This is a genomic window from Halobium salinum (assembly GCF_026586625.1).
Taxonomy (GTDB): Archaea; Halobacteriota; Halobacteria; order Halobacteriales; family Haloferacaceae; genus Halobium; species Halobium salinum.
On the sequence record NZ_JAODIW010000010.1, the window covers coordinates 541,721 to 566,685 of the forward strand.

At 69.2% G+C, this 24,965-nt stretch carries 22 protein-coding genes; 11 read left to right on the forward strand and 11 right to left on the reverse strand.

Going from position 1 to position 24,965, the window contains the following annotated elements; all coding sequences use genetic code 11:
- The first annotated feature begins 115 nt into the window (after window positions 1-115).
- Window positions 116-1,702 (forward strand): cryptochrome/photolyase family protein, encoded by a 1,587-nt coding sequence (locus N5095_RS21365; protein WP_267625212.1) that lies wholly within the window; start codon window positions 116-118, stop codon window positions 1,700-1,702.
- Between the two features lie 79 nt (window positions 1,703-1,781).
- On the opposite strand, the gene N5095_RS21370 is transcribed toward N5095_RS21365, so the two are convergent.
- The 3 genes from N5095_RS21370 to N5095_RS21380 form a co-directional block, all read right to left on the reverse strand.
- On the reverse strand, window positions 1,782-1,976 hold the full coding sequence (locus N5095_RS21370) for a cold-shock protein (RefSeq protein ID WP_267625213.1): 195 nt from the start codon (window positions 1,974-1,976) through the stop codon (window positions 1,782-1,784).
- A gap of 60 nt (window positions 1,977-2,036) precedes the next feature.
- The gene (locus N5095_RS21375; RefSeq protein WP_267625214.1) at window positions 2,037-4,640 is read right to left on the reverse strand and encodes a heavy metal translocating P-type ATPase; all 2,604 of its coding nucleotides are present in this window, start codon (window positions 4,638-4,640) and stop codon (window positions 2,037-2,039) included.
- Window positions 4,641-4,747: 107 nt separating this feature from the next.
- The gene (locus N5095_RS21380) at window positions 4,748-5,338 is read right to left on the reverse strand and encodes an AsnC family transcriptional regulator (RefSeq protein ID WP_267625215.1); all 591 of its coding nucleotides are present in this window, start codon (window positions 5,336-5,338) and stop codon (window positions 4,748-4,750) included.
- A gap of 125 nt (window positions 5,339-5,463) precedes the next feature.
- Between N5095_RS21380 and N5095_RS21385 the strand changes: the two genes are divergently transcribed.
- Complete coding sequence (locus N5095_RS21385; RefSeq protein ID WP_267625216.1) at window positions 5,464-5,661, forward strand: heavy-metal-associated domain-containing protein; 198 nt, start codon at window positions 5,464-5,466, stop codon at window positions 5,659-5,661.
- Between the two features lie 535 nt (window positions 5,662-6,196).
- Here N5095_RS21385 and N5095_RS21390 read toward each other — a convergent pair.
- Both N5095_RS21390 and N5095_RS21395 read right to left on the reverse strand, forming a co-directional pair.
- Entirely contained in the window at window positions 6,197-6,802 is a 606-nt protein-coding gene (locus N5095_RS21390) for a peroxidase-related enzyme (RefSeq protein ID WP_267625217.1), read from the reverse strand.
- Between the two features lie 70 nt (window positions 6,803-6,872).
- Window positions 6,873-7,376, reverse strand: coding sequence for a metal-dependent hydrolase (locus tag N5095_RS21395; RefSeq protein WP_267625218.1), 504 nt, complete (start codon window positions 7,374-7,376; stop codon window positions 6,873-6,875).
- Window positions 7,377-7,518: 142 nt separating this feature from the next.
- On the opposite strand from N5095_RS21395, the gene N5095_RS21400 reads away from it, so the two are divergent.
- A complete protein-coding gene (locus tag N5095_RS21400; RefSeq protein ID WP_267625219.1) occupies window positions 7,519-7,662 on the forward strand; it encodes a hypothetical protein in 144 nt (47 codons plus the stop codon).
- 94 nt (window positions 7,663-7,756) lie between these two features.
- Window positions 7,757-9,226, forward strand: a complete 1,470-nt coding sequence (locus N5095_RS21405) for an RAD55 family ATPase (RefSeq protein ID WP_267625220.1) — start codon at window positions 7,757-7,759, stop codon at window positions 9,224-9,226.
- Window positions 9,227-9,243: 17 nt separating this feature from the next.
- Here N5095_RS21405 and N5095_RS21410 read toward each other — a convergent pair whose 3' ends face one another.
- Window positions 9,244-10,869 carry an acetate--CoA ligase gene (locus tag N5095_RS21410; RefSeq protein ID WP_267625221.1) on the reverse strand — a complete coding sequence of 542 codons (1,626 nt, stop codon included), beginning with the start codon at window positions 10,867-10,869 and terminating at the stop codon, window positions 9,244-9,246.
- Window positions 10,870-11,015: 146 nt separating this feature from the next.
- On the opposite strand from N5095_RS21410, the gene N5095_RS21415 reads away from it, so the two are divergent.
- Window positions 11,016-12,512, forward strand: coding sequence for an RDD family protein (locus tag N5095_RS21415; protein WP_267625222.1), 1,497 nt, complete (start codon window positions 11,016-11,018; stop codon window positions 12,510-12,512).
- A 34-nt stretch (window positions 12,513-12,546) separates the two neighbouring features.
- Here N5095_RS21415 and N5095_RS21420 read toward each other — a convergent pair whose 3' ends face one another.
- Window positions 12,547-13,677: a bactofilin family protein gene (locus tag N5095_RS21420; RefSeq protein WP_267625223.1), complete on the reverse strand. Its 1,131-nt coding sequence runs from the start codon at window positions 13,675-13,677 to the stop codon at window positions 12,547-12,549.
- 214 nt (window positions 13,678-13,891) lie between these two features.
- Between N5095_RS21420 and N5095_RS21425 the strand changes: the two genes are divergently transcribed.
- The 4 genes from N5095_RS21425 (at window position 13,892) to N5095_RS21440 (ending at window position 17,715) form a co-directional block, all read left to right on the forward strand.
- Complete coding sequence (locus N5095_RS21425) at window positions 13,892-14,869, forward strand: calcium/sodium antiporter (RefSeq protein WP_267625224.1); 978 nt, start codon at window positions 13,892-13,894, stop codon at window positions 14,867-14,869.
- A 131-nt stretch (window positions 14,870-15,000) separates the two neighbouring features.
- Window positions 15,001-15,975, forward strand: a complete 975-nt coding sequence (locus N5095_RS21430; protein WP_267625225.1) for an aldo/keto reductase — start codon at window positions 15,001-15,003, stop codon at window positions 15,973-15,975.
- Window positions 15,976-16,127: 152 nt separating this feature from the next.
- The gene (locus N5095_RS21435; RefSeq protein ID WP_267625226.1) at window positions 16,128-17,399 is read left to right on the forward strand and encodes an Nramp family divalent metal transporter; all 1,272 of its coding nucleotides are present in this window, start codon (window positions 16,128-16,130) and stop codon (window positions 17,397-17,399) included.
- 106 nt (window positions 17,400-17,505) lie between these two features.
- Window positions 17,506-17,715, forward strand: a complete 210-nt coding sequence (locus tag N5095_RS21440) for a hypothetical protein (protein ID WP_267625227.1) — start codon at window positions 17,506-17,508, stop codon at window positions 17,713-17,715.
- A 29-nt stretch (window positions 17,716-17,744) separates the two neighbouring features.
- Here N5095_RS21440 and N5095_RS21445 read toward each other — a convergent pair whose 3' ends face one another.
- From N5095_RS21445 to N5095_RS21460, 4 genes are all read right to left on the reverse strand, one after another.
- Window positions 17,745-18,365 (reverse strand): hypothetical protein, encoded by a 621-nt coding sequence (locus N5095_RS21445; protein WP_267625228.1) that lies wholly within the window; start codon window positions 18,363-18,365, stop codon window positions 17,745-17,747.
- Window positions 18,366-18,588: 223 nt separating this feature from the next.
- Window positions 18,589-20,196 (reverse strand): TrkH family potassium uptake protein, encoded by a 1,608-nt coding sequence (locus N5095_RS21450; protein ID WP_267625229.1) that lies wholly within the window; start codon window positions 20,194-20,196, stop codon window positions 18,589-18,591.
- A gap of 135 nt (window positions 20,197-20,331) precedes the next feature.
- Window positions 20,332-21,669 carry a Trk system potassium transporter TrkA gene (trkA, locus tag N5095_RS21455; protein WP_267625230.1) on the reverse strand — a complete coding sequence of 446 codons (1,338 nt, stop codon included), beginning with the start codon at window positions 21,667-21,669 and terminating at the stop codon, window positions 20,332-20,334.
- Window positions 21,670-21,768: 99 nt separating this feature from the next.
- Window positions 21,769-22,308 carry an SRPBCC family protein gene (locus tag N5095_RS21460; protein WP_267625231.1) on the reverse strand — a complete coding sequence of 180 codons (540 nt, stop codon included), beginning with the start codon at window positions 22,306-22,308 and terminating at the stop codon, window positions 21,769-21,771.
- A gap of 119 nt (window positions 22,309-22,427) precedes the next feature.
- On the opposite strand from N5095_RS21460, the gene N5095_RS21465 reads away from it, so the two are divergent.
- Window positions 22,428-23,639, forward strand: a complete 1,212-nt coding sequence (locus N5095_RS21465) for an ABC transporter substrate-binding protein (RefSeq protein ID WP_267625232.1) — start codon at window positions 22,428-22,430, stop codon at window positions 23,637-23,639.
- A gap of 79 nt (window positions 23,640-23,718) precedes the next feature.
- Window positions 23,719-24,960 (forward strand): ABC transporter substrate-binding protein, encoded by a 1,242-nt coding sequence (locus N5095_RS21470; protein WP_267625233.1) that lies wholly within the window; start codon window positions 23,719-23,721, stop codon window positions 24,958-24,960.
- Window positions 24,961-24,965 lie beyond the last annotated feature (5 nt).

Sequence of the window (24,965 nt, forward strand, 5' to 3'; positions counted from 1 at the left end):
GAAGCCCCACTCATCGGCGGCCGTTCGACCGAACGCCGTCCTCCCCCGCTCGGTGAGTCGCTCCGCAGGACGACCCGGCGGCAACGACTATCCTGCCGTCGTCCTAACCCCACGTATGACCCTCTGGCTGCTCGGGGACCAACTGAACCCCGACATCGCGCACCTCGCCGACGCCGACCGCGTGCTCCTCGTCGAGGCCCACGCCTTCGCCGACCGCCACCCGTACCATCCGGCGAAGCTCACGCTGCTGTTCTCGGCGATGCGCCACGTCCGCGACGAACTTCGCGACGACGGCCACGAGGTCCACTACGTCGAATCCGAGACGTTCGGGGAGGGGCTGGACGAGCACTTCGAGGAGTACCCCGAGGACGAGCTCACGCTGATGCGCTCGGCGAGTCGGGGGTCCGCGGAGCGCTTCGAGGAACTGGTGACGGAACGCGACGGGAGCCTCGACGTCGTCGACAACGACCTCTGGCACTGCTCGAGCGACGAGTTCGACGCGTGGGCCGACGAGCGGTCGGGTCGGAGTCGGGCAGGCGCCGAGGAGGGGGGCGAGGGGGATGCCGAGAAACCCCGCGCCTACCAGCACGAGAACTTCTACCGGCATCGACGCCGAGAGACGGGCGTCCTGATGGACGGCGACGACCCCGAGGGTGGCGAGTGGAACTACGACGACGAGAACCAGGAGTTCCCGCCCGAGGACTGGGAGCCGCCGGAGGTACCGAGGTTCGACCCCGACGAGGCGACTCGGGAGGTCCACGAGTGGGTCACGGAGCGCTTCGACACGTGGGGGAACCCCGACCTCGACGCTGTCGTCTGGCCGGTCACTCGCGACGAGGCGCTCGCGGCCCTCGACGACTTCGTCGAGAACAGGCTGGGGGAGTTCGGCCCGTATCAGGACGCGATGCTCGACGACGAGTGGGCGCTGTGTCACTCGCTGCTCTCCACCTCGCTCAACCTCGGCCTGCTCCGCGCGGCGGAAGTCGTCGACCGCGCGGTCGGCGCCTACGAAGCCGGCGACGCACCGCTCAACAGCGTCGAAGGGTTCGTCCGCCAACTCGTCGGGTGGCGGGAGTTCGTGCGTCACGTCTACCGCCGCGAGCCACAGGCGTTCGAGGGTGACCTGCTCGACCGCGACCGCGACCTCCCGGCGGCGTACTACGACGGCGACACCGAGATGCGCTGTCTCCGAAAGGCCGTCGAGAACGTGTGGGAGCGCGGCTACGCCCACCACATCGAGCGGCTGATGGTCCTCTCGAACTTCGCGACGGTGTACGGCGCCGACCCCCACGAACTCGACCACTGGTTCCACTTCGGGTTCGTCGACGCCTTCAGTTGGGTGACGACGCCGAACGTCGTCGGGATGGGGACGTGGGCGACGGACGTGCTCTCCTCGAAGCCGTACGTCTCCTCGGCGAACTACGTGAATCGGATGAGCGACCACTGCGCCAACTGTCGGTACGACCCCGACGAGACGACGGGCGAGGACGCCTGTCCGTTCAACGCCCTGTACTGGTCGTTTCTTCGGGAGAACGAGGAGACCCTTCGCGGGACGGGCCGGATGGGGCTGGTCTATCACCACGTCGACAACAAGGACGACGACGAGTGGGACGCCATCGGGGAGCGGGTCGAGCACCTCTACGAGCGGTTCGGGGACGACCGCGACTTCGACTCGCCGGCGGACGTGTCGTTCTCGGCGTAACCGACCCGACAGCGAGTGTCGGACGAGGTAGCCACTCGGCGGTCGGCGTCGACGAGAGAACCGCGGTGTCCTCGCCGGCTTACAGCCGCTGGAGGTTCTTCGCGCGGGGGCCTTTGTCGGCCTGTTCGATGTCGAACTCCACTTCCTGTCCCTCTTCGAGGTCCGGACCGCCGACGTCCTCCATGTGGAAGAACACGTCCTCGTCCGCGTCGTCGCTCTCGATGAAACCGTAACCGCCCGTGTCGTTGAAGAAGGCGACCTTACCTTTCGCCATACCTCCGCTCACGGCGGAGGGGGATTTAACGGTTGTGGGCCGCGGCGGCGGATGGACCGACTACCGGCGCAGTCGCCCGAGCAGGCGGTAACGCTCCTCGGGGTCGTAGCGCCGGAAGAGGACGCTGTTCGTCAGCACGCTCACGCTGGAGAACGCCATCGCGGCGGCGGCGAACGCCGGCTGGAGCAGGCCGAGCGAGGCGAGCGGAATCATGGCCGCGTTGTAGCCGAGCGCCCAGAAGAGGTTCTGTCGAATCTTCGCGAGCGTCCCCTGGGAGACGTTCATCGCGCGGACCACGTCGAGCGGGTCGTCCCGCAGAAGCGTCACGTCGGCGGCCTCGATGGCCACGTCGGTGCCGGAGCCGATGGCGACGCCGACGAACGCGGCCGCGAGCGCCGGGGCGTCGTTGACGCCGTCGCCGACCATCATCGCCCGCCGACCGTCCTGCTGAATGGCCTCCACGGCGTCGGACTTCTCCTCCGGGAGGACGCCGGCGCGGACGTGCTCGGGGTCGATGCCGACCCCTTCGGCGACGGCGCGGGCGGTGCGCTCGTTGTCGCCGGTGAGGAGGTGAACCGCGACGCCCCGGTCGCGGAGCGCCGAGACGGCCTCCTTCGCCGTGGGTTTCACCTCGTCGGCGACGGCGAGGACGCCCAGCAGGCGGTCGTCGAGCGCCACACACATCGCCGTCTTCCCCTCGCGTTCGAGGTCGGCCATGACGTCCTCGGCGGGCGACGGGTCCACGTCGTACTCGGCGAGCAGTTCGGGCTTGCCGACGACCACGTCGCCGCGGTCGGTCCGGGCGCGGACGCCCTTCCCGGAGACGCTCTGGAGGGCGGCCGGGTCGGTCACGTCGATACCGCGCTCACGCGCGCCGGCGACGACCGCCTCGGCGATGGGGTGTTCGCTCCCGGCCTCGGCCGTGGCCGCGACCGAGAGGAGGAGTTCCTCGGTGACGTCTTCGGGGCTCTCCGCCGACTCCAACTCCGCCCCGTCTGCCATCGGCGACACCACCCGTACGTCGGTCAGCGTCATCTCGCCCTTCGTCAGCGTCCCCGTCTTGTCGAAGACGACGGCGTCCACGTCGCGGACGCGTTCGAGCACGTCGCCGCCCTCGAAGAGGACGCCGTGGTTCGCACCGATGGCGGTGCCGACCATCGTCGCCGCCGGCGTCGCGAGTCCCAGCGCGCAGGGGCAGGCGATGAGGACGGCGCTGGCGAAGACGACGACGGCGAACTCGAAGGCGCCCACAGCCGCGGGACCGCCCCCGACCAGCCCCCAGACGGGGAGACCGGTCACGACCCCGGCGAGCGTCTCGGGAAAGAGAACCCAGAGGGCGCCCCAGAACAGGGCGTTGGCGACGACCGCGGGGACGAAGTACGCCGAGATGCGGTCGGCGAGGCGCTGGATGTCGGGCTGGCGGGACTGGGCCTCGCGGACGGTCTCGACGATGCGCTGGAGGGCCGTCTCCTCGCCGACCTTCGTCGCCCGGACGTAGAGCAGGCCGTTCTCGTTGACCGTGCCGCCGACGACCTCGTCGCCCGGCTCTTTCTCCACCGGGACGGACTCGCCGGTGACCATCGACTCGTCGACCGCGGACTCCCCCTCGACGACGACCGCGTCGGTCGGCACCGTCTCCCCGGGTCGGACCTTCAGCACGTCGCCGACTTCAACCTCGCGGAGGTCGACCTCGCGTTCGTCGCGGAACTCCGTCCCCTCGTCTCCGGAACCGTCGACCTCGTCGACGACGGTGGCGGTGTCCGCTTCGAGTTCGAGCAGTTCCCGAATCGCCGCGCCGGCGCGGCCCTTCGAGCGGGCTTCGAGGTAGTTGCCGAGCGTGATGAACGTCAGGATGAGCGCGGCGCTCTCGAAGTACAGCCCGCCGGGGAAGCCGAGGAGGACGGCGACCGAGTAGACGAACGCCGTCGTCGACCCGAGCGCGATGAGCACGTCCATGTTCGCCGTCCGGTTCTTCACGAGGGCTTTGTAGGAGTTCTCGTAGAACTCCCGTCCGAGGAGGACCTGCACGGGCGTCGCGAGCGCCAGCGCGAGCCACCCTTTCGGCACGCCGAAGAGGGAGTCGGGCGTCGGGAGCCCGACGAGGCCGCCCATCAGCAGCAGCGAGAGGGGGACGGAGAGGGCGGCACCGAACAGGACGAGCCGGAGTTGGCGGCGCTCCTCCCCTCGGCGAGCGGCCTCGCGGCGGTCGGCGGCGGAGTCGTCGCTATCGTCTTCGCCCGACCCCTCCCGGACCGGCGAGTAGCCGGCGCCCTCGATGGCGTCGTAGACGGCGTCGAGGTCGGTCGCCTCGGGGTTGTACCGGACGCGCGCCTCGTCGGTGGCGTAGTTGGCGTCGACGTGCACGACGCCCGGGAGGCCGCCGACGGCCTCCTCGACCGTCGCCGAGCAGTTCGCGCAGGTCATGTCGGTGATGGCGACGGTGACCGTCTCCGACACCGGGTCGTAGCCGGCGTCCTCGATGGCCTCGTAGACGGCCGCGAGCGACACCTGTTCGGGGTCGTACTCGACCGTCCCCTCGTCGGTGGCGTAGTTGACGTTCACTTCGCCGACGCCGTCGAGGTCGGTCAGTGCGTCGGTCACCGTGGACGAGCAGTTCGTGCAGCTCATCCCCCGGATGCCGACGCGGATGCGGTGCGTGGTCACTTACGGAACCCTACGGTCGCCTACTTGATGCCCGTTTTCCCTTCGCGATGGGTGTTCGAGCGGACGAGTTCTTCGGTAACGAAAGTGGTTGCCCGTCGGGCCTTCGATTATGCGCCCTCCGACAGCCGCTCGTACCGCTCCTCGAACGAGGCCAGACAGTTCTCACAGCAGAAGTGATACAGCGTCCCGTCGAAGCGGGCGGACTCCCCTTCGCCGGTGACGGTGTTCTCACACTCCACGCAGTCGAGGGCGAGGCCCACGTCCCCCACCGTCGGGGACCAGTCGCTTCCGGCGAGTAGGTGGACCGAGAGCTCGCGGACCTCGTCGAGGTCGACGGCCGAAGCGAGGAGCCCGCGCACGTCGCCGTCGGGAACGACGGCCTGCAGGAGCACCTGTCCGTCGGCCGTCTCGAAGGTGTGCTCGACGGCGTCGAGCTCCGAGACGGCCTCCCGGACCACGCTCGCCCGGGTCGGTGAGAGGTCGAGCGTGACGAGGACGGGGAGGCCGCCTCGAAGCGTCGAGCGGTCGAGGTCGAGGGTGAACCCCCGAATCACGCCGAGTTCCTCCAGTCGGTCGACGCGGTCGGAGACCGCCGGCGCGGAGAGTCCGACGTGCTCTGCGATGTCGCTGAACGGTCTGCGGGCGTCCGCGAGCAGCAGCCGGAGGATGTCGCGGTCGGTGTCGTCGAGGTCGCGCATGGTCCTCCTAGAGCGTGGTTCGAAAAGTGCGTTGCGTTTCTGCTTTGGATTCGAAGGTGAATGAGCGGTTTCGACCGCCGGTCGCGAGAGGAAACGGGCAAAGGTGGGGCGCCCGTACGTCGAGTGTGAGTACGACACTGACTGTCGACGAGATGCACTGCGAGAACTGTGAGGCGGCCGTGACGGAGGCACTCGAAGGGGTCGAGGGTGTCGAGTCGGCGAGCGCCGACCACGAGGCGGGTGAGGCGACTGTCGAGGGCGACGCCGACGAGTTAGACCTCGTCGTCGCGGTGCAGGACGCCGGGTACGAGGCCGAGGGGTAGCTCGGACCCGGGTCCGGTTTCTCGGCGCTTTTTCTACTCGGCGGTGTCGTCGGATTCACTGGTGTCGTCGGGTTCGCTGGTATCGACCGACCGACGACTCCTGCCGTTCTCTCAGTGCGTCGAGCGACACACGAGCCGCAGGTACGCCACACCCTCCCCAGCCGATTCACTCGGTCGCTGGCTCGCGGCTCCACCGCTCGCCTTTCCGAGGCGTTCCCTTCGGTCACGCCTCGCTCCGCTCCCTCGTTCGTCCCTCGCACGACGCACTCGCCGACGAAACGGCTCGTGGCGCGCGCCGCCGCGTCCCCTGTGTCGTTCCCGTGAGCGGAGCGAGCGGGAGCCAACGAGAGCTTCGCTCTCGCGGCGTGGCGCATCGTGCGAGGGATGACTGAGCGACCGAACGAAGTGAGGGAGCGAAGGAATCGGTCGGGGAGGCCGTGGCGTCTCGTCGTGGCTCGGCTCTCGCGTTCTTCCCGACTGCTGGCTCTCGGTATCCTCCGGTACGCCTCGACGAGCGACGAACCGAACGCCCGAACTACCGCCCCATCGTGTGGAACTCGTCGTTCGGCCGCCAGTCCGCGAACGTCGCCATCCGGTTGGAGAGGTTGAAGAAGGCCACGACGCTCCCGATGTCCCACACCTGCTCCTCCGTGTAGCCCGCGTCGTACAGCCGGTCGAGGTCCGCGCCGGTCACCGTGTCCGGCGCCTCGGTGAGCTTCACCGCCACGTCGAGCATCGCCATCCGCTTCTCGCTCACGTCGGCCTGTCGGTAGTTCGCCACCAGTTGGTCCGCGAGATGGGGGTCCTTCCCGTAGATTCGCAAGAGGGCGCCGTGAGCGACGTTGCAGTAGTAACAGTGGTTGCGTCCGGACACCGCGACGACGAGCATCTCGACCTCCGCGCGGTCGAGGGCGGTGTCGTCGACGAGCGCGTCGTGGTAGTCGACGAACGCCCGGAAGTGCGAGGGTTTGTACGCGAGCGCGGCGAACACGTTCGGGGTGAAGCCGGCGCGCTCCGCCTCCTCGGCGATGCGCTCGCGCAGGTCCTCGGGAAGCGCCTCGAAGTCGGGGACCGGGAAGCGCCGCTGGGCGTCGTCGTCGAGTTCGGGCTCGGTCGCCGCGTCCGGTGAGTCGTCGGCCATGCCCGCGATAGCGCCGGGGTCGGCTTAAGCGTGGGTGCGCCGCAGAAGCGACGGGCCCGGGAGCGTCGGGTTACACGCCGACGCCGACGACCGACACGGCGACGACGGCGCTCACGGCGAACACGCCGACGACGAACAGGCCGTAGTTCCAGACGACGTTGTCGGCGCGGGCGAGGTCCAGCGAGTAGCGCCGACCCGAGAGGGGCCAGAGAAGCGGCGCACCGGCGGGGGTGATGACGTCCGCGAGGAGGTGGGCCACGACGGCGACGGCACCGACGATGAAGCCGAAGGCACCGAGGCCGATGCCGGCGACGGTTTCGAAGCCCATCGCCGAGCCGAGGAGGAGGCCGACGCCGGCGAAGGCGCCGCCCACGAGCCCCGCGAAGCCGAGCGAGTGCGTCGGGCCGCGGTGGGAGACGAGCGGGAGGCGGTGGTCCACGTCGGGCAACATCGCGAGCCACAGCATCCCGCCGCCGGCGACCACCGCCAGCGCCGGCTCCCCGATGGACAGCAGGAGGTACGCGACGGGCGCGAACGCGAGGAGCGCGGCGCCGTAGTGGCCGGTGCGGTACACGGGCGGTCTTTGCGCGACCCCCACCATAAACCTGCGGAGTCGTGAACTTCAGTCGAGCCTGGCTGTCGAGTCACACGACTGGTGCGCTCCGTCCGCGTCCGCGGCGAGAGGGTTTACGCGCCGGCCGCCCCTAGGTCGACTCGTGACCGGACCCATCCCGCTCCAGGGCGGCCCCCTAGAGGCCATCCTCTCGACGTTCGGACCGTTCGCTATCGCGGCGGCCATCTTCGTCCTCGGCGCCGTCGGCTACTTCTCGCTGCTCGCGCTCCGACGGCTCTGGGAGTGAGCGACGCCGACCAAGAACCTGCTGTCGTGACCGGCCGCCGAAGCGGCGGACTCGGGAGGTGGCTTTATGCCGGCGAGCGTGTGAACTGGGAGCCATGACGGTGACAACGGGGTCCGACGGGCTCGACGACCTCTTGGGTGGGGGTCTCCCCGACGGCCGGACGGTGCTCGTCACCGGCGGCCCGGGGACGGGGAAGAGCACGCTGGCGATGGGGTTCCTGCAGGCCGGACTCGACGCCGGCGAGCGGTGTCTGCTCGTCAGCACCGAGCAGACCGCGGCGGAGCTCCGGGACTCCTTCGCCGGGTTCGACTTCGACCTCGACCACGAACGCCTCGACCTGGTCACGCTCCAGGCGGTCCCGGGAGACCCGGTGACACACGACGAGTCGATGCTCGTCTTCGAGCCGGACGACGACCCCGACGACCACCCGCTCGACTTCACCGACGGGTCGTCGCTCTCGTACCTGCGGGGGGAACTCGAACCGTACGCGCCGGTCGACCGGGTGGTCGTCGACAGCGTCTCCGCGCTGTCCGGGTTCGCCGTCGACCGGGACCGGTTTCGGCGCGACGTACTCGAACTCGTCCGCTTCGTCGCGAACCGCTTCGACGCCACGAGCCTGTTCACCAGCGAACGCGGGACGGTACGGGCCGCCCACTCCGAAGGCGGTGGTCCACTCGACGCGCTCAAGTACATCACACACGGCGTCGTCGACCTGCAACGGGTGGACGTCGAGGGGAGCGCCCGCCGGCGACTCCGCGTCGAGAAGCTCCGCGGCCGCGAACACGACTCGCGGCCCCACGAGTACGAACTCACGCCCGAGGGGGTTCGGGTTCTCGGACGCCGGCCCGTCCGCCGAACCACCGACGAGACCGCGGTTCCGACCCGCGTCGACGGTCTCGACGAACTCCTCGGTGGCGGCGTCGTTCGGGGCGGGACCGGGCTGTTGGAACACGACGGTCGGGCGAACCTGACCGAACTCGTCGCGCGAGTCGTGGAGGCGGCCATCGAGGAGGGGTTCGTCGTCCCGTTCGTCCCCTCGGTGAACATGACGCCCGAGGGGCTCGAGCGCTACCTCTCGCCGGCGGTCGGCACCGTCGACGAACTGCTCGCGACCGACCGGCTGTTCGTGTTCGACGCCGCCGGCGTCCGCGACGCCGACGAACGCAACGTGTTCCACGTCGCCGACGGCCCCGAGGACGTTCAGCGCGCCGCCGAGCGCATCGACGAGCGCCGCGGTGACGACCCGCTGTACTACGTCGCCAACACCGAGGCGTTCCTCCACGCGGTGACGCCCGACGAACTCCGCGAGCTCCGGTACTGGGCGCGACTCGCCTACCTCACCCCCGAGGACACGGCGCTGTTCATGCACTACCCCGAGATGATCGACGACGAGCTGGCGGAGTTCTTCGTCGACGACGCGAACCAGGTGCTCCGGACGTGGCTCGACGACTCGGGACTGCAGTACGTCAAACTGGAGAAGTCGCCGACGGGACACGTCGGCAGCAGCGGGTACGTCGAGTTCGAGGCCGAGTACCCCTACGTCGACGTGCGACTGCCGCGCTGAACGCGCCGACGCCCGCCTCAGGCGCCGAACTGCTGTTCCTCGCGCTTCCGAAGCTCGATGCGACGAATCTTCCCGCTGGAGGTTTTGGGCAGTTCGTCGACGAACTCCACCCGCCGCGGGTACTTGTACGGCGCCGTCTCCTCCTTCATGAACTGCTGAATCTCCTCGACGAGCTCGTCGCTCGGCTCGTACCCCTCCGCGAGGATGACGTACGCCTTCACCACGTCGCCGCGCTCGTCGTGCGGTGAGGCGACGGCGGCGGCCTCCGTCACGGCCTCGTGGCTGACGAGCGCGTCCTCGACCTCGAACGGCCCGATGCGGTAGCCCGCGGAGATGATGATGTCGTCGGCGCGACCCTCGAAGAAGAAGTAGCCGTCCTCGTCGCGGGAGGCGAGGTCGCCCGTGCGGTAGTACTCCCCGCCGAAGGTCCGCTCGTCCAACTCGGGCTTCTCGTAGTAGCCGTCGAAGATGCCGGGGTTGCCGACGGGGACGGCGATTTCGCCGATGTCACCGTCGTCGACCTCGTTCTCGTCGTCGTCGACGATGGTCGTGTTCAGCCCCGGCGTCGGCTTGCCCATACTGCCGGGCTTCACGTCGATGCCGGGGTAGTTGGTGACGAGCGCGACCGTCTCGGTCTGGCCGTAGCCGTCGCGCGGGGTGACGCCGAAGGCGTCCTCGATGCGCTCGATGGGCTCCCGGTTGAGGGGTTCGCCTGCCGAGAGGGCGGCGCGGAGATTCACGTCGTACTGCGAGAGGTCCGTCTGGAGGAACATCCGGTACTGCGTCGGGACGGCACAGAGTCGGGTGACGCCCTCCTCACCCATGATTTCGAGGAACGTGTCGGGGTCGAAGTCGCCGTCGTACAGCAGTTGAGTCGCCCCCGTCGTCAGGCCGACGCCGACGGGGCTCCAGAACCACTTCGCCCAACCGGTTCCCGTGGTGGCCCACAGGAGTTCGTCGCTCAAATCGTCCTCCGCCGTCACGCCCCACCAGTACGGCGCGTTCACCAGTTCGAACGCGCGCATCCAGCGGTGCTTGTGCCGGACGGGTTTGGGCTGGCCGGTGGTGCCGGAGGTGTAGTTGATGGACATCCCGTCCTCGGCGGCGACCTCGGGGCCGTCGTGTTCGGCGGCCTGCCCCTCCAAGAGCGAGTCGAAGTCCTCCCAGCCGTCGGGCGTCTCGTCGCCCCCGTCGAGGCAGACCAGCGTCGACAGCGGCGTGTCGTCCGCGACCGGGTCGACCATGTCGGTGAGGTCCGCGTGGGCGACGATGGTGGTCGCCTCGCAGTCGTTCGAGCGGAAGGCGATGTCCTTCGGTTTGAGCATCGCCGAGCAGGGGACGAGGAGGGCGCCGCGTTTCAGCGCCCCGAGCTGGATGGCGAACGTGTCGGGGTGTCGGGGGACGAGGTGCATCACTCGGTCGCCCTTCCCGACACCGTTCGACTCGAGGGCGTTCGCGAAGCGGTTCATGTCCCGCCGGAGGTCCTCGTAGGTGCGCCGGTCCTCCTCGCCCGCGTCGCTCCGGAAGTGGAGTGCGACCCGGTCGCCGAACTCGTCCGCGTGGGACTCGATGGTCGCCGGGAGGTTGTACTCGGCCGGGATGTCCCACTCGAACGCCGCCGTCGCGTCCTCGTACGTTGCCATGCACGACCCGTCGCAACTGTCCGGGATAATCATTTGGGTGGCGACGGGTCGCCGTCGTGTGCGGGTTCCGACGTTCGACGCATCCCGGCCGGCCACGCGTCGATGACTGCGAACCGTTATGTCACCGGGACGTGAATTTCGACCGAATGGGTGACCTGTCGCTGCGGCTGTTCGGGGCGATACACATCGACCGGGTCGGGAAGGTCGAAACCGAGTTGGCCGAACTCGCCGCCGGCGACGACGCGGGGTCGGATACCGTCGGCGCGCTCGCTGCGGACGACGCCGCACCCGACGACGCTCCTGACGACCCCAACGACGCCCCAACCGCACCCGACGACGCTCCTGTCGACCCCAACGACGCCCCAGCCGCACCCGACGATGCTCCTGCCGACTCCGACGACACCGGCCCGGTCGACGCGGTGTTCGTCGAGTATCCGAACGGCGAGTTCGACCTCCGCGGGTACCTCCGGTTCGTCCTGCGAGTCCCGGCCGTCGCGGTCGGCTGGGGTGTCGTCACCGTGGTCCACGTGGCGTTCTACCTCCTCTTCCAGCGGGACGTGGTGCCCGCCGAGGTCGTCGCGGCGACGCGCTACGCCAGAGAACACGACCGGCCGCTCCACGCCGTCGACGACCACCCGGTCCACACGCTCGCGGCGGCGGGGCCGGCGTGGGTCGTCGCCAGTTGGCTCGCACTCGCCGGACTCCTGTGGGTCACCCGGCTCGACGGCGCCGTCACCGCCGCGGCGCTCGCCGCCGCGCCGGCACCCCTGTTCGCCGTCCGCGACCGGGGCCGGACGGCTCGCGTCGGTGCCGGTCTGACGGTCGTGCTCGGCGCCGCGGCCGCCGCCGTCCTCCTCGGTCTCTCGACCGTCGTCGCCGCCGCCGGCGTGCTCGCCGTCCTCGCGATGTTGCTGCTCACGCTCGGCCCGCGGAACCGGACGATGCTGGAGCGCTGTCGGGACATCGCCGCCCGCGAGGGGTACGAGCGGGCGGTGCTCACGACCGGGAAGGCCCACGTGAACGGGATGCTCGCGGTCGCAGACGAAGTCGGCGTGCGAATCGACGCGGTCCACCGCTCGAAGTGGCTCCGTCACCGCTCCGAAGTCGGCGCCGACCCGACCGTCCACCGCCGCGAGCGGGCGGCCGGTGGCGGGACCGGACGCGGGACGGGCGGGGCGGACGAACCCGACGGGACGGCAGAGAGCCCCGACCTCGGAGTCGGCACGGAGACCGACGTCACCGGCGCGCGGGTCGCGGCCGCGGTCGTCGACGCGCTCGTCCTCGTCGTGTTCTCGCCCGCGTTCGGGGTCGGACTGGGCGTCCTGACGCTCGGGGTCGGAGGTGGGAACCTCGCGGTCGGCGTCGTCGCCGTCGTCGGGACGCTCCTGGGCCCCGTGGTGTACGGGACGCTGCTGGAACTCCGCTATGGGAAGACGGTCGGCAAGAAGCTGTTCGGGCTGGCGGTCGTCGACGAGGACGGGACGGCGCTCGGCCGGCGGGGCGTCCTCGCCCGCAACGTCGGTCGACTCGCGGACGGAATCGGTTTCTACCTCGTCGGCCTGGCCGTGATGCTGCTGACGAATCGGCGCCAGCGGCTGGGCGACCTGCTGGGTAGCTCCGTCGTCGTCCGGTCGGAGTTCTGAACCCACTGGGTCGAAAAACCGAAATCTCCTCGGCTCAGGCCGCCGGCCGGCCGAACGACTCCTCGCCGGCGCCGGCCGAGCGGTCGCCGTGCTCCCGGCGCTCGTCGCGGAGGGCGAGCACGAGCGCGCCGAGGCCGAGCAGGGAGACGACCGCGGTCGTCACCCCGCCGACGTAGGGGAGCGCCCCGACGAGGGCGACCAGCACGACGCCGACGGCGAGGGCGAGCCAGCGGCCGCGACGCCCGGCCCGGTCGACGAGCCACGTCCCCACGGCCAACGCGCCGTACACGTTCCCGACCCAGAGGGCCAGCAGGAAGACCACGAGGCCGGCGAGCGACAGCGGGATGCCGACGACCGTGAACACCAGCGCGAGCAGGGCGACCGGGACGGCGACGACCGTCAGGAGGCCGAATCCGCCGCTCCTGAGCGCCTGGCCGGTGCCGAGGTCGACGACGTGCCGGCTGAAGCCGGGCACCGCGAGGAGCAGGACGGCGCCGAGCAGGAGGTTGACGACGAGGCCGTACACGGTGCCGACCCACGCGGGAAGCAGGGTGTCGTCGACGCCGACCCAGGGGCCGGTGGTGAACGCGAGGTCGTCGGTCTGCGTCACGGCTCCGCCGACGGTCGCGGCGGGGTCGCGCACGAACGTCTCGGCGTCGTACTCGACGCTCCCGCCGACGACGGCGCTCGGGCCGAGGGTGACCTCCTCGGCGCCGATTCGGGCGTCGCCGTCGACGGCGCCGTGGAGTTCGACCGCGCCGGCCGCGGCTTCGAGGTCGCCGCCGACGCGGGCGCCCTCGCGGACGACGACGCTCCCGCCGAACGCGCCCGCGTCGCCCTCGACGGTCCCTTCGAGGGTGACCGCGCCGCCGACGGCTTCGAGACTGCCGGTGACGACCCCGGTGGGGGCGACGACGACCGTGCCGCCGACCGCGCTCAGGTCGCCGTCGACCGTGCCGGCGACGAGGACGGTTCCGCCGACGAGGTCGAGGTTACCCTCGTGGGTTTCACCCCCGGCGACGGTGACGACGCCGCCGGTCCGGGCGTCGCCGTCGGTGCCGGCATCGCCGGACTGGGCCAGTGCGAGCCCCGGACCGGTTCCGAGGAGGACGGCGAACACGACCAGGACGGTCGCGAGCCGCGTGATTGAACTGCTGAATGACATGGTTGCCTCCGCGAGAGCGGCGCTCTCGCTCGGGTGAAGGGACGTCGGCGAGGGAGATAAGCCGGCGTCGCGGTTCTCACCGGGTGGGAAGCGGTCGGCGACTGGCCGCCGGGCGTCGGTCGCTTCTCACGGACGACCTCGAACGGTCTGGGGCATCGACCCGCCGAACCGGGCGGTACCACTATTGTCGCTCCGTCGGTCGTACCGACCGAAAATGGTCCAGGGAGGCCCGGCGGTTCAGGTGGGAGTCATCGTGCTGACCGTCCTCGGCCTGTGGGTCGGGGCGCGATTTCTCGTCGATGCGGTCGTGCGGCTGGCTCGACGGTTCGGTCTCTCCGACCTCACCATCGGGCTGACCATCGTGGCGATGGGCACCTCGACGCCGGAGCTCTCCGTCTCGGTCGACGCCGCGCTCAAGGGGCTGGGCGATATCGCGGCCGCCAACGTTCTCGGGTCGAACATCTACAACTTGGCGTTCATCCTCGGGGTCATCTCGCTGCTCCGGGTGATTCCGGTCTCGGAGTCACTGATCAGGCGGGACGGGGTCGTCCTCCTCGCGAGCACGGCGGCCGGCGTCCTCGTTCTGCTCGACCTCGCCGTGAGCCGGCTCGAAGGCGCCGCGTTGGTGGGCCTGTTCGTCCTCTACACCGCCTATCTCCTCCGGAGCGAACAGGGACCGTCGGACGGGGAGTCTCCTAGAGGGGCGGAAACTACGACGGTCACGGCGGAGAAACCGACCTTCCGCGGCCGGGATGTCGGGCTCCTGGTCGGCGGGTTGGCGCTCGTCCTCGTGAGCGGCGACTACATGGTGCTCGCCGCCTCGGAACTGGCCCGCGGGGTAGGTATCTCCGAGTGGGTCATCGGCGGGACCATCGTCGCGGCCGGCACGTCGACGCCCGAGTTCGCCGTCTCGCTCGTGGCCATCCGCCGGGGGAGCCTCGGCGTCTCCGTCGGCAACGTCGTCGGGAGCAACATCTACAACGTCATGGGTATTCTGGGCCTCGCGGCGCTCATCGGACCGCTCACGGTGAGCGCGGCGGCCCTGGAGACGCTCGCGTGGCTGGTTGGCGTCACGGTCCTCATGGTCGCGGCTCTCTGGACGGGGCGCGAACTGACCCGTCCGGAAGGGGCGTTGTTCGCGGGCTCGGAAGCCGTCCGCTGGGTGCTCGGCGTCCTCGGTCTGTTGGGCTGAATCGCCCGCGCGGAGCCGGCAGCGGAGTCGTTTCTCGGAGGCTCGCCGCCGACCCGAACGGACCCCCTCTTCGAACGCACCTACCTCACCGTCACGCCCACTCTTTTGGCCCCCGGCCACGAGGCACGCGCATGGAGTACACGACACTCGGCGACACCGGGATGGAGGTCTCCCGAATCTGCCTCGGCTGCATGAGTTTCGGGACGAGCGACTGGCGCGACTGGGTGCTCGACGAGGAGGAGGGGAAGGCGCTGGTCGACCGCGCCATCGACCTCGGAATCAACTTCTTCGACACCGCGAACATGTACTCGAACGGCGAGTCGGAGCGCGTGCTCGGGGAGGCGCTGGAGGGCCGGCGCGAGGAGCAGGTCGTCGCGACGAAGGTGTACCACCCGATGGACGAGGACGACCCCAACTCCGGCGGGCTCTCGCGGAAGACGGTCGAGCAGGAACTGGAGAACTCCCTCGACCGGCTCGGGATGGACACCGTCGACCTCTACCAGATTCACCGCTGGGACGACGACACCCCCATCGAGACGACGATGGCCGCCCTCGACGACGCCGTCCGGCGCGGAAAGGTGCGCTACCTCGGCGCGTCCTCGATGTGGGCCCACCAGTTCGCCGACGCGCTCGCGACCTCCGACCTGCTCGGTCTCGACCGGTTCGTCACGATGCAGAACCACTACAACCTCCTCTACCGGGAGGAGGAGCGCGAGATGCTTCCCCTGTGCCGCAAGGAGGGGGTCGGCGTCATCCCGTGGTCGCCGTTGGCCCGAGGGTGGCTCGCCCGGCCACACGAGGAGGCCCGTTCGACCGCCCGCGGGGCGTCCGACGAGCACGCCCACGGCCATCCCTATCTGGAGGGCGGCGGCCGCGAGGTGAACGAGCGTGTCCAGGAGCTCGCGGCGGAGAAGGGCGTGAAGATGGCGCAAATCGGCCTCGCGTGGCTGCTGGACAAAGACGGCGTCGACGCCCCCATCGTCGGGACGACGAGCATCGAACACCTCGAAGACGCGGTGGAGGCGCTGGACGTGAAGCTCTCCGCGAGCGACGTGGAGTACCTCGAGGAGCCGTACGAGCCGGTTCGGGTATCCGGACACGAGTAGGAACCTCGGGACTGCGACCCCGTTCTGTGGCTCCGTCAGGCAGTAGTTATTTCCGCCGACCGGGCGACGTGTCGGTACGTCGACTCCTGCGGAAACCACCACCGTCGGCGAGCGACGCCGCTGTGACGGCCGAGTCGGCGACCAACTACTGTATGTCGGACACGATATTCGGCACGAGAGAACAGCTCCGGGACACGGCGAGCGGCTTCTTCCAGCAATACGGACTCGCGTTCGTGATGGTGGCGAGCGTGGTCGGAGCCGGCTCGATATTCGTCGCCAGCTCCGTCGGGATTCAGTACGGCTACACCCTCATCTGGGGATTCGTCGCCGCGGCGCTCATCGGCGTCATGGCCCAAGATATGAGCGCCCGGCTGGGCATCTTCGGCGAGCCGCTCGGGACGTTCATGCGCCGGAAGTTCGGCGAGCGCGTCTCGCTCGCGCTCGGGGCAGTGCTGTCGGTGGGGGCCATCCTCTGGACCATCGAACTGACCGCCGCGACGGCGAAAGGCGTCTCCGTGTTGCTCGGCGGCGCGGTCGGCTGGCAGCCGCTGGCTGTCGCCGTCACCGTCCTCGCCGTGCTGACGGGCGTGCTGAACTACGAGGGACTGGAGCGGGTGATGACTGCCATGCTGTTCGTTCTACTGGCGGCGTACCTGCTCGTCGCCGGGACGAGTTCACCGTCGGCCCTCGGCATCGCGGGCGGGTTCGTCCCGTCGCTCCCCGGCGGGTCGCTGACGCTCGTGGCCTCCGTCGTCGGCTCGACCGCTATCTGGTCGAACTTCTTCCTCGAGTCGAACCTCGTCGCGGAGAAGGGGTGGACGAGCGCCGAGGACGTGCCGACGATGCGCAAGGACCTCGCCATGGGGTACGGCATCGCGGTCGTGCTCATCCTCTCCGTGCTCGTCGTCTCGGCGGCCGTCCTCCGACCGGCCGGCTACGAGGAACTCAGGAGTTTCATCACCCCAGGACGGGCCCTCGGGAGCACGATGGGGCAGTGGGCGACGGTGCTGTTCCTGTTCGGAGCGTCCGCGGCCGCGTTCAACAGCATCATGCCGGTGATGTGGGCGGTCGTCTACCTGTTCCAGAACGCGCGCGGCGTCGCGGTCGACAGCGCGAACCGCTCGTTCAAGCTCATCTACGCCGTCGGGACGGCCTCGGGACTCCTCGCGCCGCTCGTCAACGTCGTCTTCGGACTGAGCGTCGTCGAGATGGTCGTGCTGTTCGCCGCCTACAGCGGCATCGTCAGTCTCCCGATCACCGCGGTGTTGCTGTTCTGGGCGGTGAACGACGAGGAGGTGATGGGCGACCGGACGAACGGTCTGGGGCTGAACGCGCTCAACGCGGTGCTCGTGGTGCTGGCGTTCGTGCTCGCGGCCATCTCGCTGCCGGGGTTCCTGCAGTCCTTCGGCGAGATTCTGCTCTGATTGGCCAGCCCGGACCGGCGTCAGGTCGTCCACCCGGACGCAATCCCCAATTCTGATGCCGACGCCGCCCGGTCGGCTTTTCCCCCTGCCGCGTGTCGGTCGAAATATGCCAGACGCCGGTGCCCCCCTCGGGTTCGACGTGGCGACGACGCTCGTCGGCTCCGGGCTGACGCTCCTCCTGACCGCGGGTGTGATTCGATACGGTGACCAGGTGACGACGCTCCCCCGGGAGGTCATCTACGCCGGCGGCGGCGGCGCGTTGCTCGTCCTCGGTGTCCTGCTCGGGACGGTGTTGGTGGCGATGGGGCACCGCTGACCGCCCACCTCCAGCCGGGGCGGCGTCGGTTACTGCGGGACCGTCCCCGAAGCCGCCCGTCCCGCTCGGCGCGACCAGAGGGCACGGCAGACGACCACCCACGCGAGTCCGAAGAGCACCAACGGACCGTTCCACGGCGTGTCGCCCTGCCCCAGGACGTACGTCGTGAACGCGACGGAGGCCGGGAGTCCGACGGGTAGCGCCGCGACGAAGAGCCACGCGCCGAGACGGGGGACCGTCAGGCCGTCGCTGCGGAGCATCAGGACGCCGAGGGCGAACGCGCCGAGCATCGCCACGAGCCAGCCGACCAGGAACGTCAGCCCGGCCAGGTCGACGCCGGCCGCCAACAGCGCGAGCGACGCGGCCGTGACGACCCACCCGACGGCGAGAGTGCCGAAGGCGACCCTCGCGAGCGTCCCGAACCAGTGGCGCTCGGCCAGGTACAGGGCGGGGAGGCCGGCCACGACGAGCAGCATCGCGACTGCCCCGACCCAGTTGATGACCGCGAACTGGGCGTCGGTCACCACGACGTGGATGAGGGCCGCGACCGCCGTCAGTAACGCGCCGCCGACCAGTCCGGCGACAGCGCTCGCCCGCATCCGTCGCCACTCGCTCGCCTCGACCGCCCGCATCCGTCCGTACTGCGCCATTTTCGTTCACTCCACTCGCCCGTTCGACGGGTCCGTGTTGAGTCACAGAACAATCGCTCGGTGCGGGCATAACCATGGTGGGATACTAGTCAGCACGGGGAGCGACCTCGATGGAGCGAGTTCACCCGACGACGGTCGCTGTCCCGAGCCACCGATACGTTCCCCGCCCGCCGACCAGGGGTTCCGCCCCCTCCCACCGTTCCGGCATCGCGCCGCTCCGGGCTTACCGCCGCCAGTACTCCGGCGTGAACAGTACGAGCACCGGAATGATCTCCAGCCGGCCGAACCACATCAGCGCGACCATGAACAGCTTCGAGAGGTCCGAGAGGCTGGTGTACCCACCCATCGGCCCGGCGAAGCCGAACGCCGGCCCGACGTTACCGATGGAGGTTGCCGCGATGCTCATCGCCTCGAGTACGGATAGCGACTGCTCGACCCGCAGGGAGTCGAAGAACAGCAGCGCTGCGGCGACGAAGAAGATGACGATGTAGAGGACGGTGAACGCGTAGATGCCGCGGATGGCGCGCTCGTCGACCGGGCGGCCGGCGAGCCGGACCGGGCGGACGGCGTCGGGGTGAGACGTGGTGAACAGCTCCCGGCGGATGGACTTCAGGATGACGTACCAGCGGACGATTTTGATGCCCCCACCGGTCGAGCCGGCGGAGCCGCCGATGAACATCGCAAAGAGCAGGACGTACTGTGCGAGCGGACTCCAGGCGTTGAAGTCGGTGCTCGCGTACCCCGTCGTCGTCACGATGGAGACGACCTGGAAGGCGGCGTGACGGAGCGCGGGTTCGACGTGGCCGATAGCGGCGTCGCGCACCTGCTCCAGGTACGTCAGGTCGTACGTCGAGCCGCCGGGGGGTACCCCCGTCGCGAACCCCGGTCCGGCGAACAGCACGGCGGCGAGGACGGCCGTCAGCGTCGCGAGGATGCCGACGTAGAACTTGAACTCGGAGTCCCGCAGCAGGCGCTTCGGTTCGCCGGTGAGCACGTGCCAGAACAGCGCGAAGTTCGTCCCGGCGGCGACCATGAACGGGATGATTACCCACTGCACCGCGGCGGAGAACGCCTCGATACTGCGGGCCTCGGGGGAGAACCCGCCGGTCGGCATCGTCGTCAGCGCGTGGGCGACGGCGTTGTAGGCGGTCATGTTCGGCGCCATCCCGACGACGTTCAGCCCGTACAGGAGGAGCGCCTGGAGGACGGTGAAGCCGAGGTAGGCGCCCCAGAGCGCCCGGGCCGTCTCGGCGATGCGCGGGGTGAGCTTCTCGATGCCGGGGCCGGGCGCCTCGGCGTCCATCAACTGGGCCCCCCCGACCGAGAGTTCGGGGAGGATGGCGACGGCGAGGACGACGATGCCCATCCCGCCGAGCCACTGGGTGAGTTGGCGCCACATCATCACGCCGCGGGTGTGGGTGTCGAAGCTGATGTCGCCGACGACGGTCGCCCCGGTGGTCGTGAAGCCGGACATGGACTCGAAGAGCGCGTTCGCCGGGCTCCCGAGCGTCGAGGCGGGTGCGACGGGTGCGAGCAGTCCGGGGACCCCGTGGGCCTCGACGAGGTACGGAATGGCCCCGACGAGGGCGACGGCGAACCAGGTCAGGGCGACCATCAGGAACCCCTCGCGGGCGCGGAGGTCGGGGTCGGCGTCGAGCCGTTCGAGGCCGACGCCGAGCAGGAAGGTGACGGTCATCGTGACGAGGAAGGGAGCGACTGTCTCGCCGTAGGCGAGGGCGATGCCGAGCGGGAAGAGCAGCGGGACGGCGAGGTACTTCAGCACGCTCCCGACGAGGCTCAGACTCGCCCGGTAGTCCACGCGGATTCTCATACGACACGCTCCCGGCGGTTCACGTTCGTGGGTCCGGTGTCACCGGCTTGAATGTATTGAAACCCGACAGCCCGCCGCTGACGGCTCGACGGTCGACGGCGTGGCGGGACGGAGCGTGGCGACGCGCGCCGTCGTTCAGAGCAGGAGGCCGACGTCCTCGGCGACGGACGCGTCGACGAAGACGACGACGTGGTCGCCGGCTTCGATGACCGTGTCCCCGCGGGGAGTGATGAGTTCGCGGCCGCGCGTGATGGCGCCGATGACGACCCCCTGCGGGAGTTCGCCGACGGACTCCTGGATGGGTTTCCCGGCCAGCGCCGAGGCGTCGTCGATCTCTATCTCCAACACCTCGGCCTTGTCCGACTCGATGAGCGCGACGTTCTCGGCGCCGCCCTCCCGGGTGAATCGGGTAATCTCCTCGGCGACGACCTCGCGGGGGGAGACGCCCACGTCGACGCCGACGGTCTCGAACAGTTCGACGTAGGCGGTGTTGTCGATGACGGCGACGGTGCGCTCGACGCCCAGTCGCCGGGCGAGCAGACAGACGAGCAGGTTCTTCTCGTCGGAGTCGAGCGCCGAGACGACCATGTCGGCCTCGCCGACGTGCTCGCGTTCGAGGAAGGCCATGTCCGTGGCGTCCGACTCCATGACGACCGTCCCGGGGAGTTCCTCGGCGCACTCCCGAGCGCGGTCGGGGTCCTGTTCGATGAGCCGCGGGCGGAACCCTCGGTCCTCGAGCAGTCGGGCGACGTGGTAACCGATTTCGCTCCCGCCGACGACGACGACTTCCTCCGCCGTTCCGGGGGACTCCTTCGGGGCCACGTCGCGGGCGAACCCCTGGACGGACTTCGGCGAGCCGATGACGACGACGCGGTCGCCGGGGTTGATGACCGTCTCCCCGCGGGGAATCTCGACGGAGCCGTTCCGGAGGATGGCCGCGAAGGTGAGCGAGTCGTAGCGGTCCGCCTCCCGTATCGTCTGGTTTGCGACCGGGGAGCTCTCGCCGACCTCGAACTCGGCCATCTGGACTCGGCCGCCGGCGAAGGGGTCCACGTCGCGCGCGGCCGGGAGGCCGACGACGCGGACGATAGACTCGGCCGACAGGAGGTTCGTACACACCATGAAGTCGATGCCGAACGCCTTCTCGGAGCGCTCCCACGTCCGGAGGTACTCGGTGTTCTTGATGCGGGCGATGGTGAACGCGTCGCTGATGGCCTTCGCCGTCGAGCAGACGACGATGTTGGTCTCGTCGTTGTCGGTGGAGGCAATTACCATGTCCGCCTGGCCGATGCCGGCGTCCTCGAGCGTCGAGACGGCCGTGCCGTCGCCTTGGATGGCGAGCACGTCGAGCGAGTACGTCAGCTCGTCGGCGCGCGCCTGGTCCTGTTCGATGACGACGACCTCGTGGGTGTCGTCCAGGTCTGCGGCGATGCTCGAGCCGACCTGTCCGGCCCCGACGATTATCACGCGCACGGGAGACGACCCCCGGAAATCATGTCGCGCTCTTCAGGTGGCGCAGGTATCACGCTTTCCCTTCGGCCACGACGTCGCAGAACGCGTCCTCCAGGCCCTTCAGACCGAATCCGGCTCCTCGCGCAGTTCGAGGTGGACCTCGCGGTCCCGCCCCTCGAGGTCCCTGACGATGCGTCGGACGACGCGTTCGGCCTCCTTGACGACCACGGGCTTCACCTTCTTCAACACCCAGTCGAAGGAGACGAACCGCGGGAGGTCGAGCGCTCCCTCGTCCGCCGAGTGCGGGTCGAAGACGACCTCCAGGAAGACGCGCGAGCCCGTCTCGGCGTCGTCGGGGGCGTCCGCGGGGAGCTGGTCGAGTTCGGCGACCCGCCACCGGCCGTGGGCGTCGATGTCCTTGACGATGCGCCAGTCGATGCGGGTCGGCGGCTCCACCTCCGTCACCCGGGAGCGGGCGGTGTAGGTGAGCTTCCACCACGCGAGGTGGAGCCCGTACTCCGTGCCGGGGGTCCCGTCGCCGTCCTGCGTGACCTCCGTGAGGTGCTTCGAGTACTTCGCGTATCGCGGGAAGTCTATCAGGAACTCGTACACCTCGTCGGGCGGCAGGTAGACGACGGTGCTGACGACGATTTCGTCCACGAGAGCGCTTCGGATGGGGGCACCAAAGCTGTGTGGGCGTCGAACTGGGGCCGGGGCATATGGATTTCGGCCGGCCTAAAAACCGGTGCCTATTAGTGATTTAGGTGAGCCGAAATCGTATGGACAGACGAAAGTTCCTGGCCGGGGCGGGGACGTTCGCCGCGGCACTGGCTGGCTGTACCGGCGACTCGGGTAGCGGCGCAAACGAGACTGGCGGGTCGAACGCGACGGCGGAGTCGACTACGACCGCCGAGACAACCGCGTCGACGACGGAGTCGACCGCGACTTCGGACGGGGAGGAGACGACGGCGTCCGGCGGCTCCTACACCGTCTCGATGGCGCCGGTCGGCGACGTGACGTTCGAGTCGGTCCCGGAGACGTGGTCGACGTACTTCCCCGGTTACGCCGACATGGGTGTGGCACTCGGGATGGCCGACAGCCTACAGGCGGTCGGCAACGTCGGGCGGTACTACACCAGCTACTACGACGAACTCGACGGCGTCTCCCTCGACAAGGAGCGCCTGACCGAGCAGGTCGGCGACAGCGGCATCGACAAAGAGATTTACTACGAACTCGACAGCGACGTCCACCTGACGGACCCACGCTGGCTGTCGAACAACTCCTTCTTCGGGCTGGAAGCGGCGGACGTCGACGCCATCGCGGAGGAGGTCGGTCCCTTCGTCGGCAACACCATCTTCCGGCGGACCGACGAGTGGCACGACTACCGCTACTACACCATGTACGAGGCCTTCGAGAAGGTCGCACAGGTGTTCCAGCGGACCGACCGCTACGAGGCGTTCTCCGCCGTCCACGACTCGATGCTCTCCAACGTCCAGGGGAAGCTCCCGACCGCCGAGGAGCGCCCGGCCGGCCTGCTGGTGTTCGCCGCGAGCGACGAACCCGAGACGTTCTCGCCGTACCGCATCGCGGACCGGGGGACGAACAAGAAACACTTCCACGACCTCGGCGTGAGCGACGCGCTCGACGGCACCGGCGTCGAGGGGCTGTCGACGACCGAGCGCGGGAAGATAGATTACGAGACCATGCTCCAGGTCGACCCCGAGGTGCTGTTCGTTCGCGGCCACGAGACGAAGAGCCGCGCGGAGTTCCAGGACACCGTCGTCGCGTTCATGGAGAACCACGACGTCGCCAGCGAGCTGACCGCGGTGCAGAACGGCGGCGTGTACCGGGGCGGTCCCATCTACCAGGGCCCCATTCAGAACCTCTTCATCACCGAGCGGTTCGCGAAGCGGCTGTACCCCGACGCGTTCGGTGAGGGCGAGCTGTTCGACCGCGCCGAAGTGGCGGCGGCTATCAACGGCGAGGCCTGAACCCGCCGGCCGAAGGTCACGATTTTAGGCTAGCCTAAAATGCGGCGCATTTTTATACATTTAGGTAGGCCTAAAACACATGACGGACGACAGCGGTCGGACGAGACGGCGGTTTCTGACGGCGAGCGGTGCCATCGTGGGCGCCGGACTCGCCGGTTGTACCGGCTCGACGACCGACTCCCCCGCGGCGGCGAACGGGACGGCGGCGACCGGCACCACGTCGGCAACGACGGGAGACGAATCGACGGAGGGCACGACGACCGACGAAGGGTCGGCGGACGACGGCTCCTACTCGGTGTCGATGGCGCCGACGGGGACCGTCGAGTTCGACGCGGTCCCGGAGGAGTGGGTCACGTACAAGACCGGCTACGGTGACATGGGCATCGCGCTCGGGATGGCGGACGGACTCGTCGGTCTCGACCGGCCCGAGGAGTCGCTCGCGCTGTTGGAGGAGCGCTTCTACAGCCAGCTTCCGGGGTTCGAACTCGACACGGACGGCATCACGAGCATCCGGAGCGACGACGCCATCGACAAGGAGGTGTTCTACGAACTGGGCGCGGACCTCCACCTGATGGACCCGAACCTCCCGCTCGTCTACTTCGAGTGGGACGAGGCCGACGTCGAGGAGGTTTCGGAGACCGTCGCTCCGTTCTTCGGCAACTTCATCCGTCGACCGCGTGACGACGCGTGGGGCGAGGAGTACGCGTTCTACACGCTCTACGAGGCGTTCGAGAAGGTCTCGAAGGTGTTCCGACGAGGAGACCGCTACGAGGCGTTCGCCGAGGTGCACGACGGGATGCACACTCGCATCGCCGACGCGTTGTCCCCGGAAAGCGAGCGTCCCTCGGTGGGCCTCCTCAACGGCGGCTCCGACCCCTCGAAGGGGAAGTTCTACGCGATGGACCCGACGGCGAAGGGGTACGAGATGAAGCAGTACCGCGACCTCGGTATCCGGAACGCCTTCGAGGGCGTCGAGACCGGCGAGTACGGGCTGGTCGACTGGGAGACGCTGCTCGAGGTCGACCCCGAAATCCTGATTTTCCACTGGGGCGTGACGTACCCGACCGACGAGTTCCGGTCGCAGTTCGTCGACCCGATGCGAAACGACGACATCGGCCAGCGGCTCACGGCGGTGCAGGAGGGGAACCTCTACCCCGGCGGCACCGCCGAGCAGGGGCCCATCATCAACCTCTTCCAGACGGAGATGCTGGCGCGCCAGCAGTACCCCGACGAGTTCGGCGAGTTCACCGGCTTCGGGACGCCCGAGGACCCGCTGTTCGACCGGAAGCGCGTCGCCGACATCGTCGCCGGGGACCTCTGAATAGC

Excerpts from the sequence above, each read along its gene's own strand:
- N5095_RS21365 (WP_267625212.1), top strand. The coding sequence starts at position 116 with ATGACCCTCTGGCTGCTCGGGGACCAACTGAACCCCGACATCGCGCAC.
- N5095_RS21370 (WP_267625213.1), bottom strand. The coding sequence starts at position 1,976 with ATGGCGAAAGGTAAGGTCGCCTTCTTCAACGACACGGGCGGTTACGGT.
- N5095_RS21380 (WP_267625215.1), bottom strand. The coding sequence starts at position 5,338 with ATGCGCGACCTCGACGACACCGACCGCGACATCCTCCGGCTGCTGCTC.
- N5095_RS21390 (WP_267625217.1), bottom strand. The coding sequence starts at position 6,802 with ATGGCCGACGACTCACCGGACGCGGCGACCGAGCCCGAACTCGACGAC.
- N5095_RS21405 (WP_267625220.1), top strand. The coding sequence starts at position 7,757 with ATGACGGTGACAACGGGGTCCGACGGGCTCGACGACCTCTTGGGTGGG.
- N5095_RS21410 (WP_267625221.1), bottom strand. The coding sequence starts at position 10,869 with ATGGCAACGTACGAGGACGCGACGGCGGCGTTCGAGTGGGACATCCCG.
- N5095_RS21415 (WP_267625222.1), top strand. The coding sequence starts at position 11,016 with ATGGGTGACCTGTCGCTGCGGCTGTTCGGGGCGATACACATCGACCGG.
- N5095_RS21420 (WP_267625223.1), bottom strand. The coding sequence starts at position 13,677 with ATGTCATTCAGCAGTTCAATCACGCGGCTCGCGACCGTCCTGGTCGTG.
- N5095_RS21425 (WP_267625224.1), top strand. The coding sequence starts at position 13,892 with ATGGTCCAGGGAGGCCCGGCGGTTCAGGTGGGAGTCATCGTGCTGACC.
- N5095_RS21430 (WP_267625225.1), top strand. The coding sequence starts at position 15,001 with ATGGAGTACACGACACTCGGCGACACCGGGATGGAGGTCTCCCGAATC.
- N5095_RS21435 (WP_267625226.1), top strand. The coding sequence starts at position 16,128 with ATGTCGGACACGATATTCGGCACGAGAGAACAGCTCCGGGACACGGCG.
- N5095_RS21440 (WP_267625227.1), top strand. The coding sequence starts at position 17,506 with ATGCCAGACGCCGGTGCCCCCCTCGGGTTCGACGTGGCGACGACGCTC.
- N5095_RS21445 (WP_267625228.1), bottom strand. The coding sequence starts at position 18,365 with ATGGCGCAGTACGGACGGATGCGGGCGGTCGAGGCGAGCGAGTGGCGA.
- N5095_RS21450 (WP_267625229.1), bottom strand. The coding sequence starts at position 20,196 with ATGAGAATCCGCGTGGACTACCGGGCGAGTCTGAGCCTCGTCGGGAGC.
- N5095_RS21465 (WP_267625232.1), top strand. The coding sequence starts at position 22,428 with ATGGACAGACGAAAGTTCCTGGCCGGGGCGGGGACGTTCGCCGCGGCA.
- N5095_RS21470 (WP_267625233.1), top strand. The coding sequence starts at position 23,719 with ATGACGGACGACAGCGGTCGGACGAGACGGCGGTTTCTGACGGCGAGC.